Annotated in this window: 15 protein-coding genes; 8 read left to right on the forward strand and 7 right to left on the reverse strand. The window is 55.2% G+C overall.

The features are described from left to right. Positions 1 to 103: 103 nt before the first annotated feature. The 3 genes from ACLD11_RS10830 to ptsP are packed head-to-tail and all read right to left on the reverse strand — an operon-like array spanning position 104 to position 4,393. Complete coding sequence (locus ACLD11_RS10830) at positions 104 to 1,207, reverse strand: glycerol dehydrogenase (protein WP_411011675.1); 1,104 nt, start codon at positions 1,205 to 1,207, stop codon at positions 104 to 106. Positions 1,208 to 1,218: 11 nt separating this feature from the next. Continuing rightward, positions 1,219 to 1,881: a fructose-6-phosphate aldolase gene (gene fsa / locus ACLD11_RS10835; protein WP_000424866.1), complete on the reverse strand. Its 663-nt coding sequence runs from the start codon at positions 1,879 to 1,881 to the stop codon at positions 1,219 to 1,221. A 10-nt stretch (positions 1,882 to 1,891) separates the two neighbouring features. Continuing rightward, positions 1,892 to 4,393 carry a phosphoenolpyruvate--protein phosphotransferase gene (ptsP, locus tag ACLD11_RS10840; protein ID WP_411014896.1) on the reverse strand — a complete coding sequence of 834 codons (2,502 nt, stop codon included), beginning with the start codon at positions 4,391 to 4,393 and terminating at the stop codon, positions 1,892 to 1,894. Positions 4,394 to 4,701: 308 nt separating this feature from the next. On the opposite strand from ptsP, the gene ACLD11_RS10845 reads away from it, so the two are divergent. The 5 genes from ACLD11_RS10845 to ACLD11_RS10865 all read left to right on the forward strand — a co-directional run bounded on the left by ACLD11_RS10845 (position 4,702) and on the right by ACLD11_RS10865 (position 9,712). Continuing rightward, positions 4,702 to 5,781 (forward strand): PTS fructose transporter subunit EIIC, encoded by a 1,080-nt coding sequence (locus ACLD11_RS10845; protein WP_411014897.1) that lies wholly within the window; start codon positions 4,702 to 4,704, stop codon positions 5,779 to 5,781. 14 nt (positions 5,782 to 5,795) lie between these two features. Further along, positions 5,796 to 6,116, forward strand: coding sequence for a PTS fructose-like transporter subunit IIB (locus ACLD11_RS10850; RefSeq protein WP_411014898.1), 321 nt, complete (start codon positions 5,796 to 5,798; stop codon positions 6,114 to 6,116). Between the two features lie 99 nt (positions 6,117 to 6,215). Continuing rightward, the gene (locus ACLD11_RS10855; RefSeq protein WP_411014899.1) at positions 6,216 to 8,513 is read left to right on the forward strand and encodes a formate C-acetyltransferase; all 2,298 of its coding nucleotides are present in this window, start codon (positions 6,216 to 6,218) and stop codon (positions 8,511 to 8,513) included. After that, entirely contained in the window at positions 8,479 to 9,357 is an 879-nt protein-coding gene (locus ACLD11_RS10860; protein ID WP_411014900.1) for a [formate-C-acetyltransferase]-activating enzyme, read from the forward strand. Before ACLD11_RS10855 ends, ACLD11_RS10860 begins: the two co-directional genes overlap by 35 nt. A gap of 1 nt (position 9,358) precedes the next feature. After that, positions 9,359 to 9,712, forward strand: coding sequence for a PTS fructose-like transporter subunit IIB (locus ACLD11_RS10865; RefSeq protein WP_000290522.1), 354 nt, complete (start codon positions 9,359 to 9,361; stop codon positions 9,710 to 9,712). Here the strand turns inward: ACLD11_RS10865 and ACLD11_RS10870 are convergent. From ACLD11_RS10870 to argE, 4 genes are all read right to left on the reverse strand, one after another. Beyond that, entirely contained in the window at positions 9,699 to 10,550 is an 852-nt protein-coding gene (locus ACLD11_RS10870; protein WP_000274596.1) for a helix-turn-helix transcriptional regulator, read from the reverse strand. The genes ACLD11_RS10865 and ACLD11_RS10870 overlap by 14 nt on opposite strands. A gap of 160 nt (positions 10,551 to 10,710) precedes the next feature. Then, on the reverse strand, positions 10,711 to 12,444 hold the full coding sequence (locus ACLD11_RS10875; protein WP_023206337.1) for a phosphoethanolamine transferase CptA: 1,734 nt from the start codon (positions 12,442 to 12,444) through the stop codon (positions 10,711 to 10,713). A 210-nt stretch (positions 12,445 to 12,654) separates the two neighbouring features. Continuing rightward, positions 12,655 to 15,306: a phosphoenolpyruvate carboxylase gene (gene ppc, locus ACLD11_RS10880; protein ID WP_411012436.1), complete on the reverse strand. Its 2,652-nt coding sequence runs from the start codon at positions 15,304 to 15,306 to the stop codon at positions 12,655 to 12,657. Positions 15,307 to 15,698: 392 nt separating this feature from the next. Beyond that, positions 15,699 to 16,850 carry an acetylornithine deacetylase gene (gene argE / locus ACLD11_RS10885; protein WP_000800208.1) on the reverse strand — a complete coding sequence of 384 codons (1,152 nt, stop codon included), beginning with the start codon at positions 16,848 to 16,850 and terminating at the stop codon, positions 15,699 to 15,701. Positions 16,851 to 16,938: 88 nt separating this feature from the next. Between argE and argC the strand changes: the two genes are divergently transcribed. The 3 genes from argC to argH all read left to right on the forward strand — a co-directional run bounded on the left by argC (position 16,939) and on the right by argH (position 20,221). Further along, positions 16,939 to 17,943, forward strand: a complete 1,005-nt coding sequence (argC, locus tag ACLD11_RS10890; protein WP_000935332.1) for an N-acetyl-gamma-glutamyl-phosphate reductase — start codon at positions 16,939 to 16,941, stop codon at positions 17,941 to 17,943. Positions 17,944 to 17,950: 7 nt separating this feature from the next. After that, entirely contained in the window at positions 17,951 to 18,727 is a 777-nt protein-coding gene (argB, locus tag ACLD11_RS10895) for an acetylglutamate kinase (protein WP_001575262.1), read from the forward strand. A gap of 117 nt (positions 18,728 to 18,844) precedes the next feature. Then, entirely contained in the window at positions 18,845 to 20,221 is a 1,377-nt protein-coding gene (gene argH, locus ACLD11_RS10900) for an argininosuccinate lyase (RefSeq protein ID WP_001230052.1), read from the forward strand. The last annotated feature ends 8 nt before the right edge of the window (positions 20,222 to 20,229 follow it).

Here is a 20,229-nt window from a genome sequence, read left to right on the forward strand (position 1 = left end):
TTATGCCGGATGACGCTAACGCTTATCCGGCCTACCGTCTCATATGCCCACCGGGCAAAAAAATCCCCGCGCAATTGCGGGGATTTTTCATTGCAAGCAGACCTTATTCCCATTCCTGCAAGAAGCGTTGACCGTACTGGTCGGCGACCAGCAGCGCGGCGTACACTTCATCCGGCGTTGCGCCGCCAGGCATGTTATGAATAGTTTCACCTTCTGCGCAGGAGGCTTCCGCGACGGTGCGCATTTTTGCCGGAATATCCTGTTTAATATCCAGTTGCGCCAGCGTAATCGGCAGGCCAACGGAATGGCACAGCGCCGCAACGGTTTCGATTTCTTCGACCGGCGCGTTTTCCAGCACCAGTTGCGTCAGCGTACCGAAAGCGACCTTCTCACCGTGATAATAGTGGTGCGCATCCGGAATCGCCGTTAAACCGTTATGAATCGCGTGCGCTGCGGCCAGACCGCCGCTTTCAAAACCGACCCCGCTCAGGTAGGTGTTGGCTTCGATGACGCGTTCCAGCGCTGGCGTGACGACGTGCTGTTCGGCGGCCAACATGGCTTTTTCGCCTTCTTCGATCAGCGTGTTATAGCATAGCTCCGCCAGCGCCAGCGCGGCCTGTGTACACTTGCCGCCCGCCATTGTGGTGGCGCCGCTGCGTGAGCAGGCGCGCGCTTCAAACCAGGTCGCCAGCGCATCGCCGATACCGGCTGCCAGCAGACGCGCCGGCGCGCCCGCCACTATCTGCGTATCGACAATGACCATATTCGGGTTATGCGGCAGCAACAGATAACGGTCAAACTCACCGGCATCGGTATAAATAACCGAGAGCGCGCTGCACGGTGCGTCGGTAGAGGCGATGGTCGGCGCGATAGCGACCGGGACGTTCATAAAATGCGCCAGCGCTTTGGCGGTATCCAGCGTTTTACCGCCGCCGATACCCAGTACGGCGCCACACTGACTTTTCTCGGCGACGGCGCGCAGCCTGTCGATCTCATTTTGCGAACATTCGCCGCCAAACGGGGCGATTTCTACTGACAAACCGACACCCGTCAGGCTTTTGCGCAGCGTCTCTTCGGCAAATCCCAGCACGAATTTATCGCCCACAACCAGCCAGTTGTTCGCCATTGGTTTTAAATAATCGCCAAGACGCGCGATGACGTTTGCACCCTGAATATACTTACCTGGTGACTGAATAATGCGATCCATACATTTCTCTCCTACAGGTTCAGATTACCAAAAGCGTTTTTCCAGTCTTGCTCAAACTTCTCTATTGCTGACTCTACCGCAGGCGTATTGAGCATTTGTTGCGCTACATCTAAAGGAAGGGTAATCGCCTGGCAACCTGCCAGTAAGCAATCCAGCGCCTGCCGCGGCGTTTTAAAGCTGGCCGCCAGCACCATGCTGTCGGGTGCGTGATGTTCCAGTAGCGTTTGTAGCTCCTGAACCATACGAATGCCATCGCCGCCCTGCGCATCAACGCGGTTGACGTAGGGAGCGACATATTTTGCGCCCGCCAGCGCCGCCAGCAGGCCCTGCGATGCGCTGTAGACGGCTGTGCCCAGCGTCACGATGCCTTCTTTTTTCAGCAATTTAATCGCTGCAAGACCTTCGGCGGTCACCGGAATTTTAACCACAATGCCGGGGATGGCGTTATTCAGTCGTTTGGCTTCTTCCACCATCCCTTTCGCGTCGCGGCTCATGGTCTGCGCAAATAAAGTGCCTTCTTCGCCGATGGCGTTTTGCAGCCTGGGCAGCACATCCCAGATAGATTCTTTGCTGGCTGCCACAATGCTTGGATTGGTGGTGACGCCGGCAATCGGGAAAATGCGCGCCAGACGTTCAACTTCCGCCACGTTAGCGGTATCCAGATAGAGTTCCATAGTCTTTCCTTTACAGTTCAAGTTCATGTTGCAGCAGGCTGGCGATAGCGTCGGCGGAAGCGGCGTTAACCAGCGTGTTGCGGAATTCTTCGTGCATGATGCGGCGGGCCAGGCGCGAGAAAATACGCATATGCTGGTCGCCCGCGGCGTGTTTGTTAAGCGTCAGCATAATGATGAACTGCGCCTCGTCATCTCCCCAGCGTACTGGCGCGTTCAGGCGCGCCACGCTGATGGTGGACTGTTCGATATGTTCCGATTTGCTGTGCGGAATGGCAAAGCTAAAGCCCAGTCCGGTGGAGAATACCGCCTCACGCGCCCATAGATCGGCTTCCAGTTTGCGTGGGTAGCGGCAGCGGCCCGCCAGCAGCAGATTGTCGGTCATGCCTTTAATCACCTCCTCTTTGCTGCGCCAGTCGCTATCAAGCGTTATGCATTGGGCGGTAACCAGCGGGGCATCCTGCTGCGACATGCGGAACTGCGCCAGCAGATGCTCCACCTCCAGCGAGGTGCGGCAGGCCATCGCCTGATTCAGCAACTGGCGGCAGGCTCGGCTGTCGAGTTGTGCCATCCGCGCTTTGGCGGCGGGAATCGACGGCGCGCCCATGCTGATCTCGTCCAGCCCCAGACCTACCAGCAATGGCAGAACCGAACCTTTGGCCCCCAGTTCGCCGCACAGACCAATCCATTTGCCCTGACGATGTACCGCCTGCACCGCGAAATCCAACGCGCGCAGGAAGGCGGGATTCAGGCTGTTGTAGTGACGAGTGACTTTGGCGTTATCACGGTCTACCGCCAGCAGGTATTGTGTTAGATCGTTACTACCAATACTAAAGAAATCAATCACTTCACAGCATTGATCGATGATAAACATCACCGACGGCACTTCCAGCATAATGCCGAGTGGGATCTTCTCATCGAACGGGATGTGTTCATTACGCAGCTGCTGTTTGGCTTCCGCCAGCTTCTCTTTGACCCACAGAATCTCTTCCATAGAGGAGATCATCGGGATCATGATTTTCAGGTTGCCGTGGGCGGACGCGCGGAGGATCGAGCGTAGCTGGGTGGTAAACAGAGAGGCGTACTCTTCATAAATACGGACGGCGCGATAGCCGAGGAATGGGTTGGCTTCGGCAGGAATATTCAGATAATCAACGGGCTTATCGCCGCCTATATCCATTGTGCGCACAATAATGCTGCGTCCCTTTGCGGACTCCAGCGCCTGGCAAAAAATATTGTACAGTTCGTTTTCGTCCGGCGCGCAGGCGCGGTCCATATACAGCATTTCTGTGCGGAACAGGCCAACCGCTTCCGCGCCGTTACTAAAGGCCGCTTGCGCCTCGACGGAGTGCGCGATGTTGGCAGCGACCTCCATGCGGATGCCGTCAGCGGTGCGCGCTTCCTGGGTCAGCCAGATGCGCTGCTGTTCGCGCAGGGCGTCTTGCACGCGGGCTTCCTGCTGATAGTAACGAGCGACAGGCTCGTCAGGCGCAACGACAATCGCGCCTGCGTTGCCGTCAATATAAACCGTCTGCTGACGCCACGGCGTTAAGGCCTCAATCTCCACGCCAACCAGGGTGGGAATGTTGAATGAGCGGGCGAGAATCACCGTGTGCGAAGTGGTGCCGCCGCTTTTTAACAACAGACCTTTGAGAAAGGTTTTATCCAGTTCGAGGAACTGGCTTGGCGTCAACTCTTCCGCCATACAGATAGATGGCCGGGTCAACTGGCCCGGCGCCGGAAAGCGCTGCTCACCGTAAATGTGTTGCAGTAACTGGAAGCAAACGTCACGAACATCCAGCGCGCGTTCCTGTAAATAGCTGCTGCTGGCGCGGGCGAACTCATTGCAGAAATGGTTCGCGCTTTCCACGATTGCCTGCGCGCAGCTTAAACCGCGCAGAACGCCGTCCAGTAAATGCTGACGCAGTGAGGCGTCGCCTGCCAGCGAACGATGGGCTTCCAGAATCGCGCTGGCGGCACCGTCACTGTCGAGCTGACGAAACTCAATATGCTTTATCAACATCGCTAAGCCATTGTCCAGCGCGGCTTGTTCCGTCTCTGTGTCGTTGGCGGTCGGGAGTTCGCCGAGCGCATTGAGATCCAGGGAAGAGAGTGGCGTCAGTACGCCGCCCGCGCTGCCGCTACACACGCTACGGGCGCGGTAAATCTGCGGATTCAACTGGGTCAACGACGCCGGAAGCGGCTCCAGTTCGCTGTTTTTAGCCTCCGCCAGCGGCGCGTCGCAGAGTGGGAATTCATCGCGCAGCCATTGACTCAGGCGCTGGCAGGCAACCTGTTCATCGGCACCGGAAATCACCAGCTGACAGTGGTCGCCAGCCAGCGTGTCGGTGCCAATCAGCGCCAGCGCGCTTTTGGCGCTGCCTTTGCGATCGGTGCGCAGGTTGTGCCACACAATTTGCGACGTGAAGGTATTACACAGCGTTTCTACGTGGCTTGCCGGGCGCGCATGTACGCCATTCGGCAGTTCACAGGTAAATTCCACAATCAGGGGCATTGCCTCTCTCCCATAACGATTCTCTCGCTACAGCATAAAAGGAGGTAGCCGGAATACGCCATGTGACAAATCTGTCAAAAGCTGGATAAATGTAATGTAGCGCAAAAAGTGCGAGTTGTCTCACAACTTAGCGTGGTAGCGCGGGTTTCATCTTTTTCAGAAGTTATGAAGCGGATCGCATTTTTATACTGATATTACAAAAATCCAGTAAATGGCCTTTTTATCCACTGTCTGCACGGCAATGGATTGCCTATTGTTTTCCGCAGTAACTTTATGGACATGGGCTTTATCCAGCCCGGGAGCGACTTATGAAAGAGTTGGTACAGATCCTGAAAAATACCCGCCAGCACCTGATGACCGGTGTTTCGCATATGATCCCCTTTGTGGTGGCTGGCGGAATTTTGCTGGCAGTCTCCGTCATGCTATATGGCAAGGGCGCCGTACCCGATGCCGCCACCGATCCGAATCTTAAAAAACTATTTGATATCGGTGTCGCCGGGCTGACGCTGATGGTGCCTTTCCTCGCCGCATACATCGGCTACTCCATTGCCGAACGCTCCGCGCTGGCTCCTTGCGCGATTGGCGCCTGGGTGGGTAACAGCTTCGGAGCGGGCTTTTTCGGGGCACTTATCGCCGGACTTATCGGCGGGATCGTGGTGCATTACTTGAAGAAAATCCCGGTACATAAGATGCTGCGTTCTGTGATGCCTATTTTTGTGATTCCCATCGTTGGCACTTTTATCACCGCGGGCATCATGATGTGGGGGCTGGGCGAACCGATCGGTGCGCTGACAATCAGCCTGACCCAATGGCTGCAAGGGATGCAGCAGGGCAGCATCGTGCTGCTGGCGGTGATCATGGGGCTGATGCTGGCTTTTGATATGGGCGGCCCGGTTAACAAAGTCGCTTATGCGTTCATGCTGATTTGCGTGGCGCAGGGCGTATATACCGTGGTGGCTATCGCCGCGGTGAGCATCTGCGTACCGCCGCTGGGACTGGGGCTGGCGACGCTGATTGGCCGCAAGAATTTTTCTGTTGAAGAGCGCGAAGCCGGTAAAGCCGCGCTGGTCATGGGCTGCGTGGGCGTAACGGAAGGGGCGATTCCTTTCGCCGCGGCCGATCCGCTGCGTGTGATCCCATCCATTATGGTGGGCTCCGCTTGCGGTGCGGTAATGGCCGCGATGTTTGGCGCGCAGTGTTATGCCGGTTGGGGCGGTTTAATTGTTCTGCCAGTCGTGGAAGGCAAGCTGGGTTATATCGCGGCGGTTGCCGTTGGTGCTGTAGTGACCGCCGTGTGCGTTAACGTACTGAAAAGTCTGGCGCGTAAGAATGTGTCGCAAGTTGACGAAAAAGAAGACGACCTGGATTTAGATTTTGAGATGAATTAAGCGAGGAATAAGCCATGACTAAAATTATTGCAGTAACCGCGTGTCCTTCTGGTGTTGCGCATACCTATATGGCGGCTGAAGCGCTGGAAAGCGCAGCCAAAGCGAAAGGTTGGGATGTGAAAGTGGAGACTCAGGGATCGATCGGGCTGGAAAATGAACTGACGGCAGAGGATGTGGCGAGCGCCGATATGGTGATTTTGACTAAAGATATCGGCATCAAGTTCGAAGAGCGTTTTGCGGGCAAAACTATCGTTCGCGTCAATATCAGCGATGCAGTGAAACGTGCCGACGCCATTATGAACAAGATTGGCGCGCATCTGGCGCAAACCGCTTAACCGTTAAAATGCCCGATGGCGCAAGTTTATCGGGCCTGCTCACAGGCCCGATAAGAGATTTATGCCGCCATCCGGCGCTCGTGTCCACAGGAGCTCCTCATGACCCATCGTATTCAACGCCTCAAAGCCGCTCTGTTTCAGAATCACCGTGAAATTTCTCTGGAGCGCGCGCTGCTTTATACCGCCAGCCATCAGCAGACGGAGGGCGAACCGGTCATTTTGCGCCGCGCCAAAGCGACGGCGTATATTCTTGAGCACGTTGAGAATTCGATTCGTGATGAGGAGCTGATTGCCGGAAACCGAACCGTTAAGTCGCGCGCGGGTATTATGTCACCGGAAATGGACCCGTATTGGCTGCTTAACGAGCTGGATCGGTTCCCGACGCGTCCGCAGGACCGTTTTGACATCAGCGAAGAGGATAAACATCTCTATCGCGATGTGCTGTATCCGTACTGGGAAAAGCGGTCGATGAAAGATTTCATCAACGGTCAGATGACCGATGAGGTGAAAGCCGCCGTCAGCACCCAGATTTTTAGCATTAACCAGACGGATAAAGGGCAGGGGCATATCATTATTGATTATCCACGCTTGCTCAATAACGGGCTGGGTGAACTGGCGGCGCAGATGCGCGCGCGCTGCGAGCAACAGCCGGAAAACGACTTTTATCAGGCCGCGCTGTTGTTACTTGAGGCATCGCAACGCCATATCCTTCGTTATGCCATACTGGCGGAACACCAGGCGGAGCGCTGCCCGGACGCTCGTCGTCGTCAGGAACTGCTCACTATTGCCGCCAATTCGCGGCATAACGCGCAGCACAAACCACAGACGTTCTGGCAAGCATGTCAGCTGTTCTGGTACATGAACATTATTTTGCAGTACGAGTCCAACGCCAGTTCGCTGTCGCTCGGGCGCTTCGACCAGTACATGCTGCCGTTTTATCAGACTTCGCTCACCCAGGGCGACGATCCGGCGTTCCTGAAAGAGTTGCTTGAGTCGCTGTGGGTGAAATGCAACGATATCGTGCTGCTGCGTTCCACCAGTAGCGCGCGCTATTTTGCCGGTTTCCCGACGGGTTACACCGCGCTGCTGGGCGGATTGACGGAAAGCGGACGCAGCGCGGTAAACGTGCTCTCTTTTCTCTGCCTGGATGCCTACCAGAGCGTGCAGTTGCCGCAGCCGAATCTCGGCGTGCGCACTAACGCGCTGATTGATACGCCGTTCCTGCTCAAGGCCGCCGAGACCATTCGCCTCGGCACCGGCATTCCACAGATTTTCAATGACGAAGTGGTGGTTCCCGCGTTCCTTAACCGTGGCGTGTCGCTGGAGGATGCGCGCGATTATGCGGTGGTGGGATGTGTTGAGCTGTCGATTCCGGGCAGAACCTACGGACTGCATGACATCGCCATGTTTAATCTGCTGAAAGTGATGGAAATCAGCTTGTATGAAAATGAGGGCAACGAGACTCTTACTTATGAGGCGTTGCTGGCGCATATTCGCGCCAAAATCAGTCACTACATTACGCTAATGGTAGAAGGCAGCAATATTTGCGATATCGGCCATCGTGACTGGGCGCCGGTGCCGCTGCTCTCTTCGTTTATCAGCGACTGCCTGGAGAAAGGGCGAGACATCACCGATGGCGGCGCGCGCTATAACTTTTCGGGCGTACAGGGCATCGGTATCGCCAACCTGAGTGATTCCCTTCATGCGCTCAATGGGCTGGTATTCGATCAGCAGCGCTTGAGTTTTGATGCGCTGCTGTCGATCCTGAAAAACAACTTCGCCACGCCGGAAGGGGAAAAGATCCGCGCCAGGCTTATCAACCGCTTCGAAAAATATGGCAACGACATTGATAATGTCGATAACATCAGCGCCGAACTGCTGCGGTATTATTGCAAAGAGGTGGAAAAATACCAGAATCCGCGCGGCGGCCAGTTTACGCCGGGTTCATACACGGTTTCCGCGCATGTGCCGCTGGGGGCGGTGGTCGGCGCGACACCGGACGGGCGTTTTGCCGGAGAACAGCTGGCGGATGGCGGCCTGTCGCCGATGCTCGGACAGGATATGCAAGGGCCGACGGCGGTACTAAAATCAGTAAGTAAGTTGGATAACACGCTGCTGTCGAACGGTACGTTGCTGAACGTGAAGTTTACTCCTGCGACTCTGGAAGGAGAGGCGGGACTGCGCAAGCTGGCGGATTTCCTGCGCGCGTTTACCCAGCTCAAACTGCAGCACATCCAGTTTAATGTGGTGAATGCCGACACATTGCGCGAAGCGCAGCTACGGCCTCAGGATTTCGCTGGGCTGGTGGTGCGCGTGGCGGGCTACAGCGCCTTCTTTGTCGAGCTGTCGAAGGAGATTCAGGATGACATTATTCGCCGCACCGCGCATCAGTTGTGAGGTTGTGGGGGCGCGCGATGAGGAGACCGCGCGTATCTTCAATATCCAGCGTTATTCGCTGAATGACGGGCAGGGGATTCGTACGGTGGTCTTTTTTAAGGGCTGTCCGCATACCTGTCCGTGGTGCGCTAATCCGGAATCTATCTCGCCGCGCATTGAAACGGTGCGCCGGGAAAATAAATGCCTGCGCTGCGCGCCGTGTCTGCGGGATGCCGACGAATGTCCTTCCGGCGCGTTTGAGCGTATTGGGCGTGATATTACGCTGGATGAACTGGAACGCGAAGTGCTGAAAGACGACATCTTCTTTCGTACTTCCGGCGGCGGGGTGACGCTTTCTGGCGGCGAAGTGCTGATGCAGGCGCCGTTCGCCACGCGCTTTTTACAGCGCTTGCGGCGTTGGGGCGTTCCTTGTGCTATTGAAACGGCTGGCGATACGTCGGCCAGCCGTCTACTGCCGTTGGCAAGGGCGTGTGATGAAGTATTGTTTGATCTGAAAATTATGGATGCGGATCGGGCGCGCGAGGTGATCAACATGAATCTGCCGCGCGTGCTGGAGAATTTACGGTTACTGGTTAGCGAGGGAATCACGGTGATACCTCGTTTGCCGTTGATTCCTGGCTTTACGCTTAACGCAGAGAATCTGCAGTGCGCGTTAACATTGTTGAGATCATTAGGAATAAAGCAGGTTCACCTGCTACCGTTTCATCAGTACGGCGAGCCGAAATACCGGCTGCTTGGAAAATCATGGATGATGAAAGATATTCCCGCGCCGTCGGTGCAAGAGATCGCTCTGTTTCGGGAGATGGCGGAGCAAGCAGGATTTCAGGTCACCACAGGAGGTTAATATGGCAGTACCTGTACGGCATCTGGTGGCAGTGACCGCCTGCGTGAGCGGTGTAGCGCATACCTATATGGCTGCTGAACGGCTGGAAAAACTTTGCCAGCAGGAGAAGTGGAGCATCAAGATTGAAACCCAAGGGGCACTCGGTACAGAGAACCGCTTAACGGAAGAGGATATCCGCCGTGCCGATGTCGTGTTGCTCATTACCGATATCGAGCTGGCGGGCGTGGAACGATTTACCCGGAGTCGCTATGTCCAGTCGGGGATCAGCGCTTTTTTGCGGGAGCCACAGCGGGTAATGAGCGCAGTGCGTAAACTCCTTTCCGCGCCGCAACATACCCACCTTATCCTGGAGTAATCTGCTTTTCCGTTAGCTGGCTGTGATACTGGCGGCGATACTCCGACGGCGAGCGTTCCGTATTTTTGCGAAACAGGCGGCAGAAATAGTTACTGTCGACAAAGCCGCAACGGTGCGCCACCTCTTTCACTTTCAGGTCATAACCCTTCAGCAACGTTTTGGCGTGTTCCAGTCGCGTATGGTTCAGGTATTCGTTAAAGCCGATAGCTCCCGTTTTCTGGAACAGGTGCGAGAGGTAATTTGGCGAGATATAAAACGCCTGTGCTACCGATTCGCGCGTCAACGGCGCGGCGTAGCGTTCATCAATATACTCCCGAATGGCTTCAAAAAGCGCGCGGCTGCGGGAGGCGGTCTGGATTTGGCTGCCGAGCAGATCGCGGCAATGGCTTAGTAGGCTGGCGACAATCAATCTGGCTGTTTGCTGCTCTTGCGGCTGCATCTGCATCTCATTAAGCGTTTGTAACAGGAAAGAGCCGATACGCGGGCCACGGCGCGCAACGTGCTGTTTCGTGAGGTTTTGATGCTGCTGACCGTCCCAGTGGACCACGCTGAAACCTAACTGCTGTTTGCCAAACAGAATGCTCAGGGTGGTGACGGGCGTTTGCCACTGCGGGATGTTCCAGCCGCCAGCCGGAACGTAGAGAACATCGCAAGGAATGAGCGGGGCGGTAATGCTCATGTCAGTAAGCTCGCCCTCCAGCACAATCTCCAGCCGCGGAAAATCCACCTGGTACGCCAGTTCCGGCGCTGGGCCGCTGGCGCTGGCAAAATAAATCTGGCGCAGCGGCAGCGGGCCGTTGATGAGACGGGAGAGAAGGTGGCTGACGTCGTGATACATGATAATCCCCTGCCGATCGCAAACAGAGGAAACAGTAACGTCGAAAACCGATGTCCTCAAGCGATTATTGCCGGATAGCGGCGCTTTGCGCCTTATCCGGACTACGGGAGAGAAGAACGCCAGGCCCGATACGCGTTAGCGTTATCGGGCAACATATAGGCTATTGATTACCGACCTGATCGCCATACGGCAACGTATCATAATCAATCAGCGCGTTTTTCTTATACGGGTTGCCAATCCAGCGCGTGGTCTCTTTGAACTGCGGGTTGGTGATGGAACGCGTCGGGTCGTAACCATCATAGGTCAGGCCCGCTAAGTCCGACCAGGTATGGATAAGCTCGGAACTGCTGTACTTACGATCGACATCCTGTGAGAAGTCGCGCGGATGCGCTGCTTGCCATTTCTCTGAGGTCCACAGCAGGAACGGCACCGTATACATATGACGGGTTGGCGAATCTTCGTTTCGTCCCTGCGTCTTATGCGGCGGCGTGTCATACACTTCTTCACCGTGATCGGAGAAGTAGAGCAGGAAACCGTTCGGATCGGTCGCTTTATAGTCCTTAATCAGGCTGGCGACAACATAGTCATTATACAGGTTCGCGTTGTCGTAATCGTTATACGACTCCAGTTCGTCGCTGCTTAATCCCGGCGGAACATGGTCGGTTTTACCATCAAACTTGCCCTGGTTTTCTGGATAGCGGAACTTGTATTTAATGTGCGTTCCCAGCAGATGCACAATAATGAATTTTTTCGGCGCCGGGTCGGCTAACACCGCTTTAAACGGCGCCAGCACGTTGCTGTCATATTCGCGTGCGCTTTGAGTGCGCTGCTGGTTCATATAGAACTGCTTATCAGTCTGCTTAGAGAACACGGTCAGCATGGTATTACGCGCCGTCATCGTCTGCTGGTTAGTGATCCAGAAGGTTTTATACCCGGCCTGTTTCATCATATTCATCAGCGATGGCTTCGTCAGATACCAGTCCGGGTTCTTTTCGTCCGCGAACGTTAGCGCCTGTTGCAGAATCTCAATGGTGTACGGTCGTGAAGTTACCACATTATTAAACACGGTCAGCCCGGGGTCGGTTTTATGCAGCGCGTCCAGTTCCGGCGTGGTTTCGCGCGGATAACCGTACAGACTCATACGGCCACGCTGGGTCGATTCGCCAATCACCAGTACCAGCGTGCGCGGCGCATCGCCGGAGTGGTCTTTGAAGTTAGCCAGCGGCGGCAGGGCATCGTTTTCATTCAGCAGTTTATTCAGCGAGGCGAGCTGTAAACGGTACTGATAGTAGCCAGTAATAAATTGCCACGGCGCGGCGGGTTCCATTCGTGACGCCAGGCTATCCAGCGTTTTCTCCATCGACTTATGCTTGATAAAGGTATTCATCGCGATGGGATGGAGGATCAGCCCGTACAGCAGGGCAAACGACACCAGATAACGCCAGGGGGATGGAATATAAACCGGGCGCAGACGTGTCCACAGCAAAATCGCCGCCACCGTATAAGCCAGCGCGACAAGAACAATTTTCAGACTGAAATATTGGCTTAAATATTCGCTGGCTTCATTGGCATTGGTTTCAAACATCACAAACAGCACGCTTTGCGAGAACTCCTGCCCGTAGATTACGTAATAGCTCAGCGCCGCCAGCGAGGCGGCCCAAAGTACGACGCCAATAACGGCAGCAATAACCCGGATGCGAGCTGGAAACAGAAAGACCGGGATCAGCCACAGTGAGCTGTACAGTAGCGAATCCCGCAGACCGTTTGTCCCGCTGTATCCGGTGAGATAAATAATGGCCTGCAGGAGGGTGGAAAAGAACCAAAAGTAGAGCAGTGCCCAGCCCAGGGCTTTCCAGCTAAACGCGGGTTTAGTCTGGAGTAATGTGGATTGCATAATGAGAGCCTGTCTTTAATCGTAGCGCCAAACGTAACGCCTGAACCTTAAAAGAATCTGAAGCAAACCTGCTTTATGCCGCACGTTTTGCTAAGAAAGATTTATAAATGCATAAAATGCAGACAGGAATATATTGAAAAAATGACGAGGATGACAGCAGTATTTCATGCCGCCCCCACATAACTGCGTGAGGGCGGCTTTCTTTTGGCGTTAGCCGGTGTTGCGCATACCGGCGGCGACGCCCGCAATCGTGACCATCAACGCCTGTTCAACGCGAGGATCGGGCGATTTGCCCTGCTCTTCAGTCAGACGGGAACGATACAGCAATTCGGCCTGCAACACGTTTAATGGATCGGTATAAACGTTTCTTAACTGAATGGACTCCGCAATCCACGGTAAGTCGGCCATCAGGTGCGAATCGTTGGCAATCGCCAGCACCACTTTAATGTCTTCTTCCAGCAGGTCTCGTAGCTCTTTGCCCAGCGGCCATAGCGTTTTCGCCACCAGACGCTGATCGTAATAGTCGGCCAGCCACAGGTCGGCTTTCGAGAACACCATTTCCAGCATCCCAAGACGCGTGGAGAAGAACGGCCAGTCGCGGCACATGGCTTCCAGTTCGCTTTGTTTACCGTCTTCCACCACTTTTTGCAGCGCAGTACCCGCGCCCAGCCAGGCTGGCAGCATCAGGCGGTTTTGCGTCCAGGCGAAGATCCACGGAATCGCGCGCAGCGATTCGACGCCGCCAGTTGGACGACGTTTCGCCGGACGTGAGCCGAGCGGCAATTTGCCCAGCTCTTGTTCCGGCGTCGCGGAGCGGAAGTACGGTACAAAGTCTTTATTTTCGCGCACGTAGCCGCGGTAGGTTTCACAGGAGATGACGGAAAGCTCATCCATAATATGACGCCAGCTGTCTTTCGGTTCCGGCGGCGGCAGCAGGTTTGCTTCCAGAATTGCGCTGGTGTAAAGCGAGAGGCTGCTGACGGTGACTTCCGGCAGGCCGTATTTGAAGCGGATCATCTCGCCCTGCTCGGTCACGCGCAGACCGCCTTTCAGACTGCCTGGCGGTTGCGAAAGCAGCGCCGCGTGGGCTGGCGCGCCGCCACGGCCAATAGAGCCGCCGCGGCCGTGGAAGAGGGTGAGCTCGATGCCGGCTTTTTCACAAGTTTTAATCAGGGCGTCCTGCGCCTGATACTGCGCCCATGACGCGGCCATAACGCCGGCGTCTTTTGCCGAGTCGGAGTAGCCGATCATGACCATCTGCTTACCCTGAATCAGCCCGCGATACCAGTCGATATTCAACAACTGGGTCATCACGTCGTCGGCATTGTTCAGGTCGTCGAGGGTTTCAAACAGCGGCGCGACCGGCATGGCAAAGCCGATACCTGCCTCTTTCAGCAGCAGATGCACAGCCAGCACATCAGACGGCGTTTTCGCCATTGAAATCACGTAGGCGGCGATCGACCCTTTTGGCGCTTCGGCAATAACCTTGCAGGTTTCAAGCACTTCGCGGGTATCGTTGCTCGGCTCCCAATTACGCGGCAGCAGCGGACGTTTGGAGTTCAGCTCGCGGATCAGGAAGGCCTGCTTGTCGGCTTCCGACCAGCTTTCGTAGTCGCCAATACCAAGGTATCGGGTAATTTCGCCCAGCGCTTCGGTATGGCGGGTGCTCTCCTGACGGATATCAATACGCACCAGCGGTACGCCGAAACACTTCACGCGGCGGAGCGTGTCGAGTAACTCGCCATTGGCGATAATGCCCATGCCGCAGGCCTGTAACGACTGGTAGCAGGCGTACAGAGGTTCCCAGAGCTGCTCGTTTTGCGTCAGCAGGCCATCCGGTTTGGGCAGTTTCTCGCCTTTCAGACGCGCTTCCAGCCAGGACTGAGTCGCCATCAGACGGGCGCGCAATTTTTTCATCAGGTAGCGATACGGCTCAGACGCGCCTTCTTCGCCCACTAACGCCAGCAGCTCCGGCGTGGCGTCGACCATCGACAGTTCTGATACCAGAACATGAATGTCTTTCAGGAACAGATCGGTGGCTTTCCAACGGCTTAACAAGAGTACGTGGCGGGTGATATCCGCCGTCACGTTCGGGTTGCCGTCACGGTCGCCGCCCATCCAGGAGGTAAAACGTACCGGCACAAAATCCACCGGTAATTTGTAGCCGAGATTTTCTTCCAGCTGTTCGTTCAGTTCACGCAGATAGTTAGGTACGCCATGCCACAGGCTGTTCTCAACCACGGCGAAGCCCCATTTGGCTTCATCCACCGGGCTTGGACGCTGCTTGCGGATCTCATCCGTATGCCAGGATTGGGCAATCAACTGGCGCAGGCGACGCATCACCTGATGGCGTTCGTAGTCGGCGATATCGGTATTATCAAGCTGTTTCAGACAGTTATTGATTTCACCCATCTTGTGAATAAGCGTACGGCGGGTAATTTCTGTCGGATGGGCGGTTAGCACCAACTCCAGAGACAGCGACTCTACCGCTTTTTTGATGGTTGCGTCGTTGAGGTCCGGTTGGTTTTTCAGTTTGCGCAGAGTGCGGGCAATCACTTCCGGGTTGCTGGCGGCTTCGCCTTTTGGCGAAATGCTGTGGTATTGCTCGGCAGTATTGGCCAGGTTCAGAAACTGACTAAACGCGCGCGCAACTGGCAGCAGTTCGTCATTAGACAAATTTTGTAGCGTGGTGAGCAGCTCCTGGCGATTAGCTTCATTGCCGGCGCGTGAAGATTTGGATAGCTTACGGATTGTTTCTACGCGATCAAGAATGTGTTCTCCCAGCGCATCCTTGATGGTTTCTCCCAGCACCTTGCCGAGCATACTGACATTACTACGCAACGCGGAATATTGTTCGTTCATATGATCCCAGACACCCCATCTCTGTTGTAATTGTCCTGCATCTTTCACGCTGCGGCGGCGTTGGCTGCACTCTCCCACCCAGGTCACTTACTTATGTAAGCTCCCTGGGATGTGCTCGTTTGCCGTCTTGCCGCAACGCGAAATCTTTCGGACCAAGCGTTTTCACATCACTTCTCATCTTTATAAAGCCACGTAAAACCCGTGGCGTCAATTACTGCGAAATCGGTTCAGCAAACGAAAAAATGGCGGTAATTTATTAAAGTTAATTCGCATCGTGCCAAATAAGAAATGCTTATGAACATGTGGCGTAGAGATGCCGGATGGCGCTGCGCTTATCCGGCCGTACAAAACGGGGTAGGCCCGGTAAACATCGTGTCACCGGGCAATATGCATTAATGCCAGCAAAAATGGTGTACTACCTGGGTAATCAATTCCCGGGTTGGCTTAATAAAACGCGTTTCGAGATATTCATCCGGCTGATGCGCCTGATTAATTGAGCCCGGACCAAGCACCAGCGTTGGACATAATGTCTGCATAAACGGCGCTTCAGTACAGTAGTTCACCACGTCGGTTTTTGTTCCCAACAGTTTTTCTACTACTTCAACCAGTTGGTGGTCCGGTGGACACTCGTAACCTGGAATCGGCGGATGTAATTCCGCCACCGTCAGGCGGCCCGGCCAGCGTTCGCTTACCGGGGCCAGCGCGTCGTTAAGCAGTCCATTAAGGTCGTTTAACGTCATGCCCGGCAGTGGACGAATATCCATATGCAATTCGCAGCAGGCGCAGATACGGTTTGAGGCATCGCCGCCGTGGATATGGCCCAGATTCAGCGTTGGATACGGAACGGTAAACGCCTCGTAGTGATACCGCGCTTTCAGCGAGTCACGCAGTTGCATGATATGGCCAATCGCATCGTGCATCAGTTCAATGGCGTTAACCCCACGCGCCGGGTCGCTGGAATGACCGGACTGCCCCAGGACGCGAACGACATTAGAGATATGCCCTTTGTGCGCGCGTATCGGTTGCAACGACGTCGGTTCGCCAATGATCGCGCAGTCCGGACGTAATGCCGTGGTTTCGGAAAAATAACGCGCCCCCGCCATGCTGGTCTCTTCATCGGCGGTCGCCAGAATGTAGAGCGGCTTTTTCAACTTTGTGACGTCAACGTCACGTAGCGCGTCCAGAATAAAAGCGAAGAAGCCTTTCATATCCGCAGTGCCCAGACCATAGAGCTTATTGTCGTGCTCGGTCAGCGTGAACGGGTCGCGCGTCCAGCGTCCGTCATCAAAGGGAACCGTGTCGGTATGGCCGGTCAGCAGCAAACCGCCCGCGCCATGTCCGGTGCTGGCGAGCATATTAAATTTGTTTCGCGTTCCTGGAACCGGTTGAACCTCTACGTTGAAACCAAGATCGCTGAACCAGCCTGCAAGCAAAGTGATTAAAGACGCATTACTTTGATCCAGGGATTCTTCGGTTGCGCTTATCGACGGTGTGGCAATCAGAGCGCGGTAAATCTCGATAAATGGCGGTAAAACGTTTTTCATTGTTGACACACCTCAGGTCATGATAGTATCAATATTCATGCATTAATTATGAATAAAAATACATTAACGTTGAGCATAAAGGAACCCGATGTTGAATACGCTGATTGTAGGCGCTAGCGGTTATGCGGGCGCAGAGCTTGTAAGCTACGTAAATCGCCACCCACATATGACCATAACCGCTTTGACCGTCTCAGCGCAAAGCAATGATGCAGGAAAGTTAATTTCTGATTTACATCCGCAGTTAAAAGGGATTGTCGACCTGCCATTGCAACCGATGTCGGATGTACGTGACTTTAGCGCAGATGTTGATGTGGTGTTCCTGGCGACAGCGCATGAAGTGAGCCACGATCTGGCGCCGCAATTTTTACAGGCCGGATGCGTCGTATTCGATCTTTCCGGCGCGTTTCGGGTAAACGATCGCGCCTTCTATGAAAAGTACTACGGATTTACTCATCAGTATCCTGAGCTGCTGGAGCAGGCGGTGTACGGTCTGGCGGAGTGGAATGCCGATAAACTGAACACGGCGAATCTGATTGCGGTTCCTGGTTGCTATCCAACCGCAGCGCAGTTGTCGCTAAAACCGCTGATTGACGGCGGGCTTTTGGATCTGACGCAGTGGCCGGTAATTAACGCCACCAGCGGGGTGAGCGGCGCGGGGCGCAAAGCGGCAATATCGAACAGTTTCTGTGAAGTGAGTCTGCAACCGTATGGCGTGTTTACGCATCGTCATCAGCCGGAAATCGCCGCCCATCTGGGCGCGGAGGTCATCTTCACCCCGCATCTGGGGAATTTCCCGCGCGGGATTCTGGAAACCATTACCTGCCGCCTGAAAGCGGGAGTAACCCATGCGCAGGTCGCCGACGTGTTGCAAAAAGCCTATGGCGACAAACCGCTGGTGCGCCTGTATGACAAAGGCGTTCCGGCGTTAAAGAACGTCGTCGGGCTGCCGTTCTGCGATATTGGTTTTGCCGTCCAGGGCGAACATCTGATTGTGGTGGCAACCGAAGACAACTTGTTGAAAGGCGCAGCGGCGCAGGCAGTGCAGTGCGCTAATATTCGTTTTGGCTTCGCTGAAACGCAGTCTCTTATTTAAGGGTGAAATGATGAATCCATTAATTATCAAGCTGGGTGGCGTATTACTGGATAGCGAAGAGGCTCTGGAACGTCTTTTTACCGCGCTGGTCAACTATCGTGAGTCCCATCAGCGTCCGCTGGTGATTGTTCACGGCGGCGGTTGCGTGGTGGATGAACTGATGAAAGGGCTTAATTTGCCAGTGAAAAAGAAAGACGGCCTGCGCGTGACGCCTGCCGATCAGATTGGCATCATTACCGGCGCGCTGGCGGGAACCGCTAACAAGACTCTGCTGGCCTGGGCGAAGAAACACCATATCGCCTCTGTTGGTCTGTTTCTGGGCGATGGCGACAGCGTAAACGTGACCCAACTCGATGAAGCGTTAGGCCACGTCGGGCTGGCGCAGCCGGGGTCGCCGAAGCTGATTAACATGCTGCTGGAAAACGGCTTTCTGCCGGTGGTCAGCTCCATTGGCGTAACAGACGACGGCCAACTGATGAACGTCAACGCCGATCAGGCGGCAACCGCGCTGGCGGCGACGCTGGGGGCCGATCTGATCCTGCTTTCTGACGTGAGCGGTATTCTGGACGGCAAAGGCCAGCGTATCGCCGAAATGACGGCGTCCAAAGCCGAGCAGCTTATCGACCAGGGCATTATTACCGACGGGATGATTGTGAAAGTGAATGCGGCTCTCGATGCTGCGCGGGCGCTGGGTCGCCCGGTGGATATTGCTTCCTGGCGTCATGCGGAACAATTGCCTGCACTGTTTAACGGCACGCCGATTGGCACGCGTATTCTGGCTTAACTATTTGTTCGCCCGATGGCGGCTGCGCCTTATCGGGCCTACGTGAACAGAAATTATAGGCCGGATAAGCGTAGCGCCATCCGGCAGTGAAATTCGAAGAATTTAAGGAAGTCTATTATGGCACTTTGGGGTGGGCGTTTTACACAGGCGGCAGACCAGCGGTTTAAACAATTCAATGATTCGTTGCGCTTCGATTACCGTCTGGCGGAGCAGGATATTGTCGGTTCTGTGGCCTGGTCCAAAGCATTGGTCACGGTAGGCGTACTGACTGCCGATGAGCAACGACAGTTGGAAGAAGCGCTGAACGTGCTGCTGGAAGAGGTTCGCGCGAATCCGCAGCAAATCCTGCAAAGCGATGCGGAAGATATCCATAGTTGGGTGGAAGGTAAGCTCATCGACAAAGTGGGTCAGTTGGGTAAAAAGCTGCACACCGGACGCAGCCGTAACGATCAGGTGGCGACGGACCTGAAACTGTGGTGCAAAGAGACGGTGAGGGAACTGCTTACCGCTAACCGCCAGCTACAGAGCGCGCTGGTGGAAACCGCGCAGGCGAACCAGGACGCGGTAATGCCGGGATATACCCATCTGCAACGCGCGCAGCCGGTGACTTTCGCCCACTGGTGTCTCGCGTATGTCGAAATGCTGGCGCGCGATGAAAGCCGCCTGCAGGACACGCTTAAACGTCTGGACGTGAGTCCGCTAGGTTGCGGCGCGTTGGCGGGAACGGCCTATGAAATTGACCGTGAACAATTGGCAGGCTGGCTGGGCTTTACGTCTGCGACCCGCAACAGCCTGGACAGCGTGTCCGATCGTGACCACGTACTGGAACTGCTTTCTGATGCGGCTATCGGCATGGTGCATCTGTCACGCTTCGCGGAAGATCTGATTTTCTTTAATTCTGGTGAAGCGGGTTTTGTAGAGCTTTCTGACCGCGTGACTTCCGGTTCATCGTTAATGCCGCAGAAGAAAAACCCGGACGCGCTGGAGCTGATTCGTGGTAAGTGCGGTCGCGTACAAGGGGCGCTAACCGGCATGATGATGACTTTAAAAGGTCTGCCGCTGGCGTATAACAAAGATATGCAGGAAGACAAAGAAGGGCTGTTCGATGCGCTCGATACCTGGCTTGACTGCCTGCATATGGCGGCGTTGGTGCTGGACGGTATTCAGGTGAAACGCCCACGTTGTCAGGACGCGGCGCAACAGGGGTATGCAAACGCCACGGAGCTGGCGGATTACCTGGTCGCGAAAGGCGTGCCGTTCCGCGAAGCGCACCATATTGTCGGCGAAGCGGTGGTAGAAGCTATTCGCCAGGGTAAGCCGCTGGAAGCGTTGCCGCTGGCCGATTTACAGAAATTCAGCCGCGTGATTGGCGACGATGTGTATCCGATATTGTCTTTGCAGTCGTGTCTGGATAAACGGGCGGCAAAAGGCGGCGTTTCTCCGCAGCAGGTGGCGCAGGCCATCGACGATGCGAAGGCGCGCCTCGCGTTGTAGGCCTTATA

Source organism: Salmonella sp. 741265116_PST, assembly GCF_046567715.1.
GTDB lineage: Bacteria > Pseudomonadota > Gammaproteobacteria > Enterobacterales > Enterobacteriaceae > Salmonella > Salmonella enterica.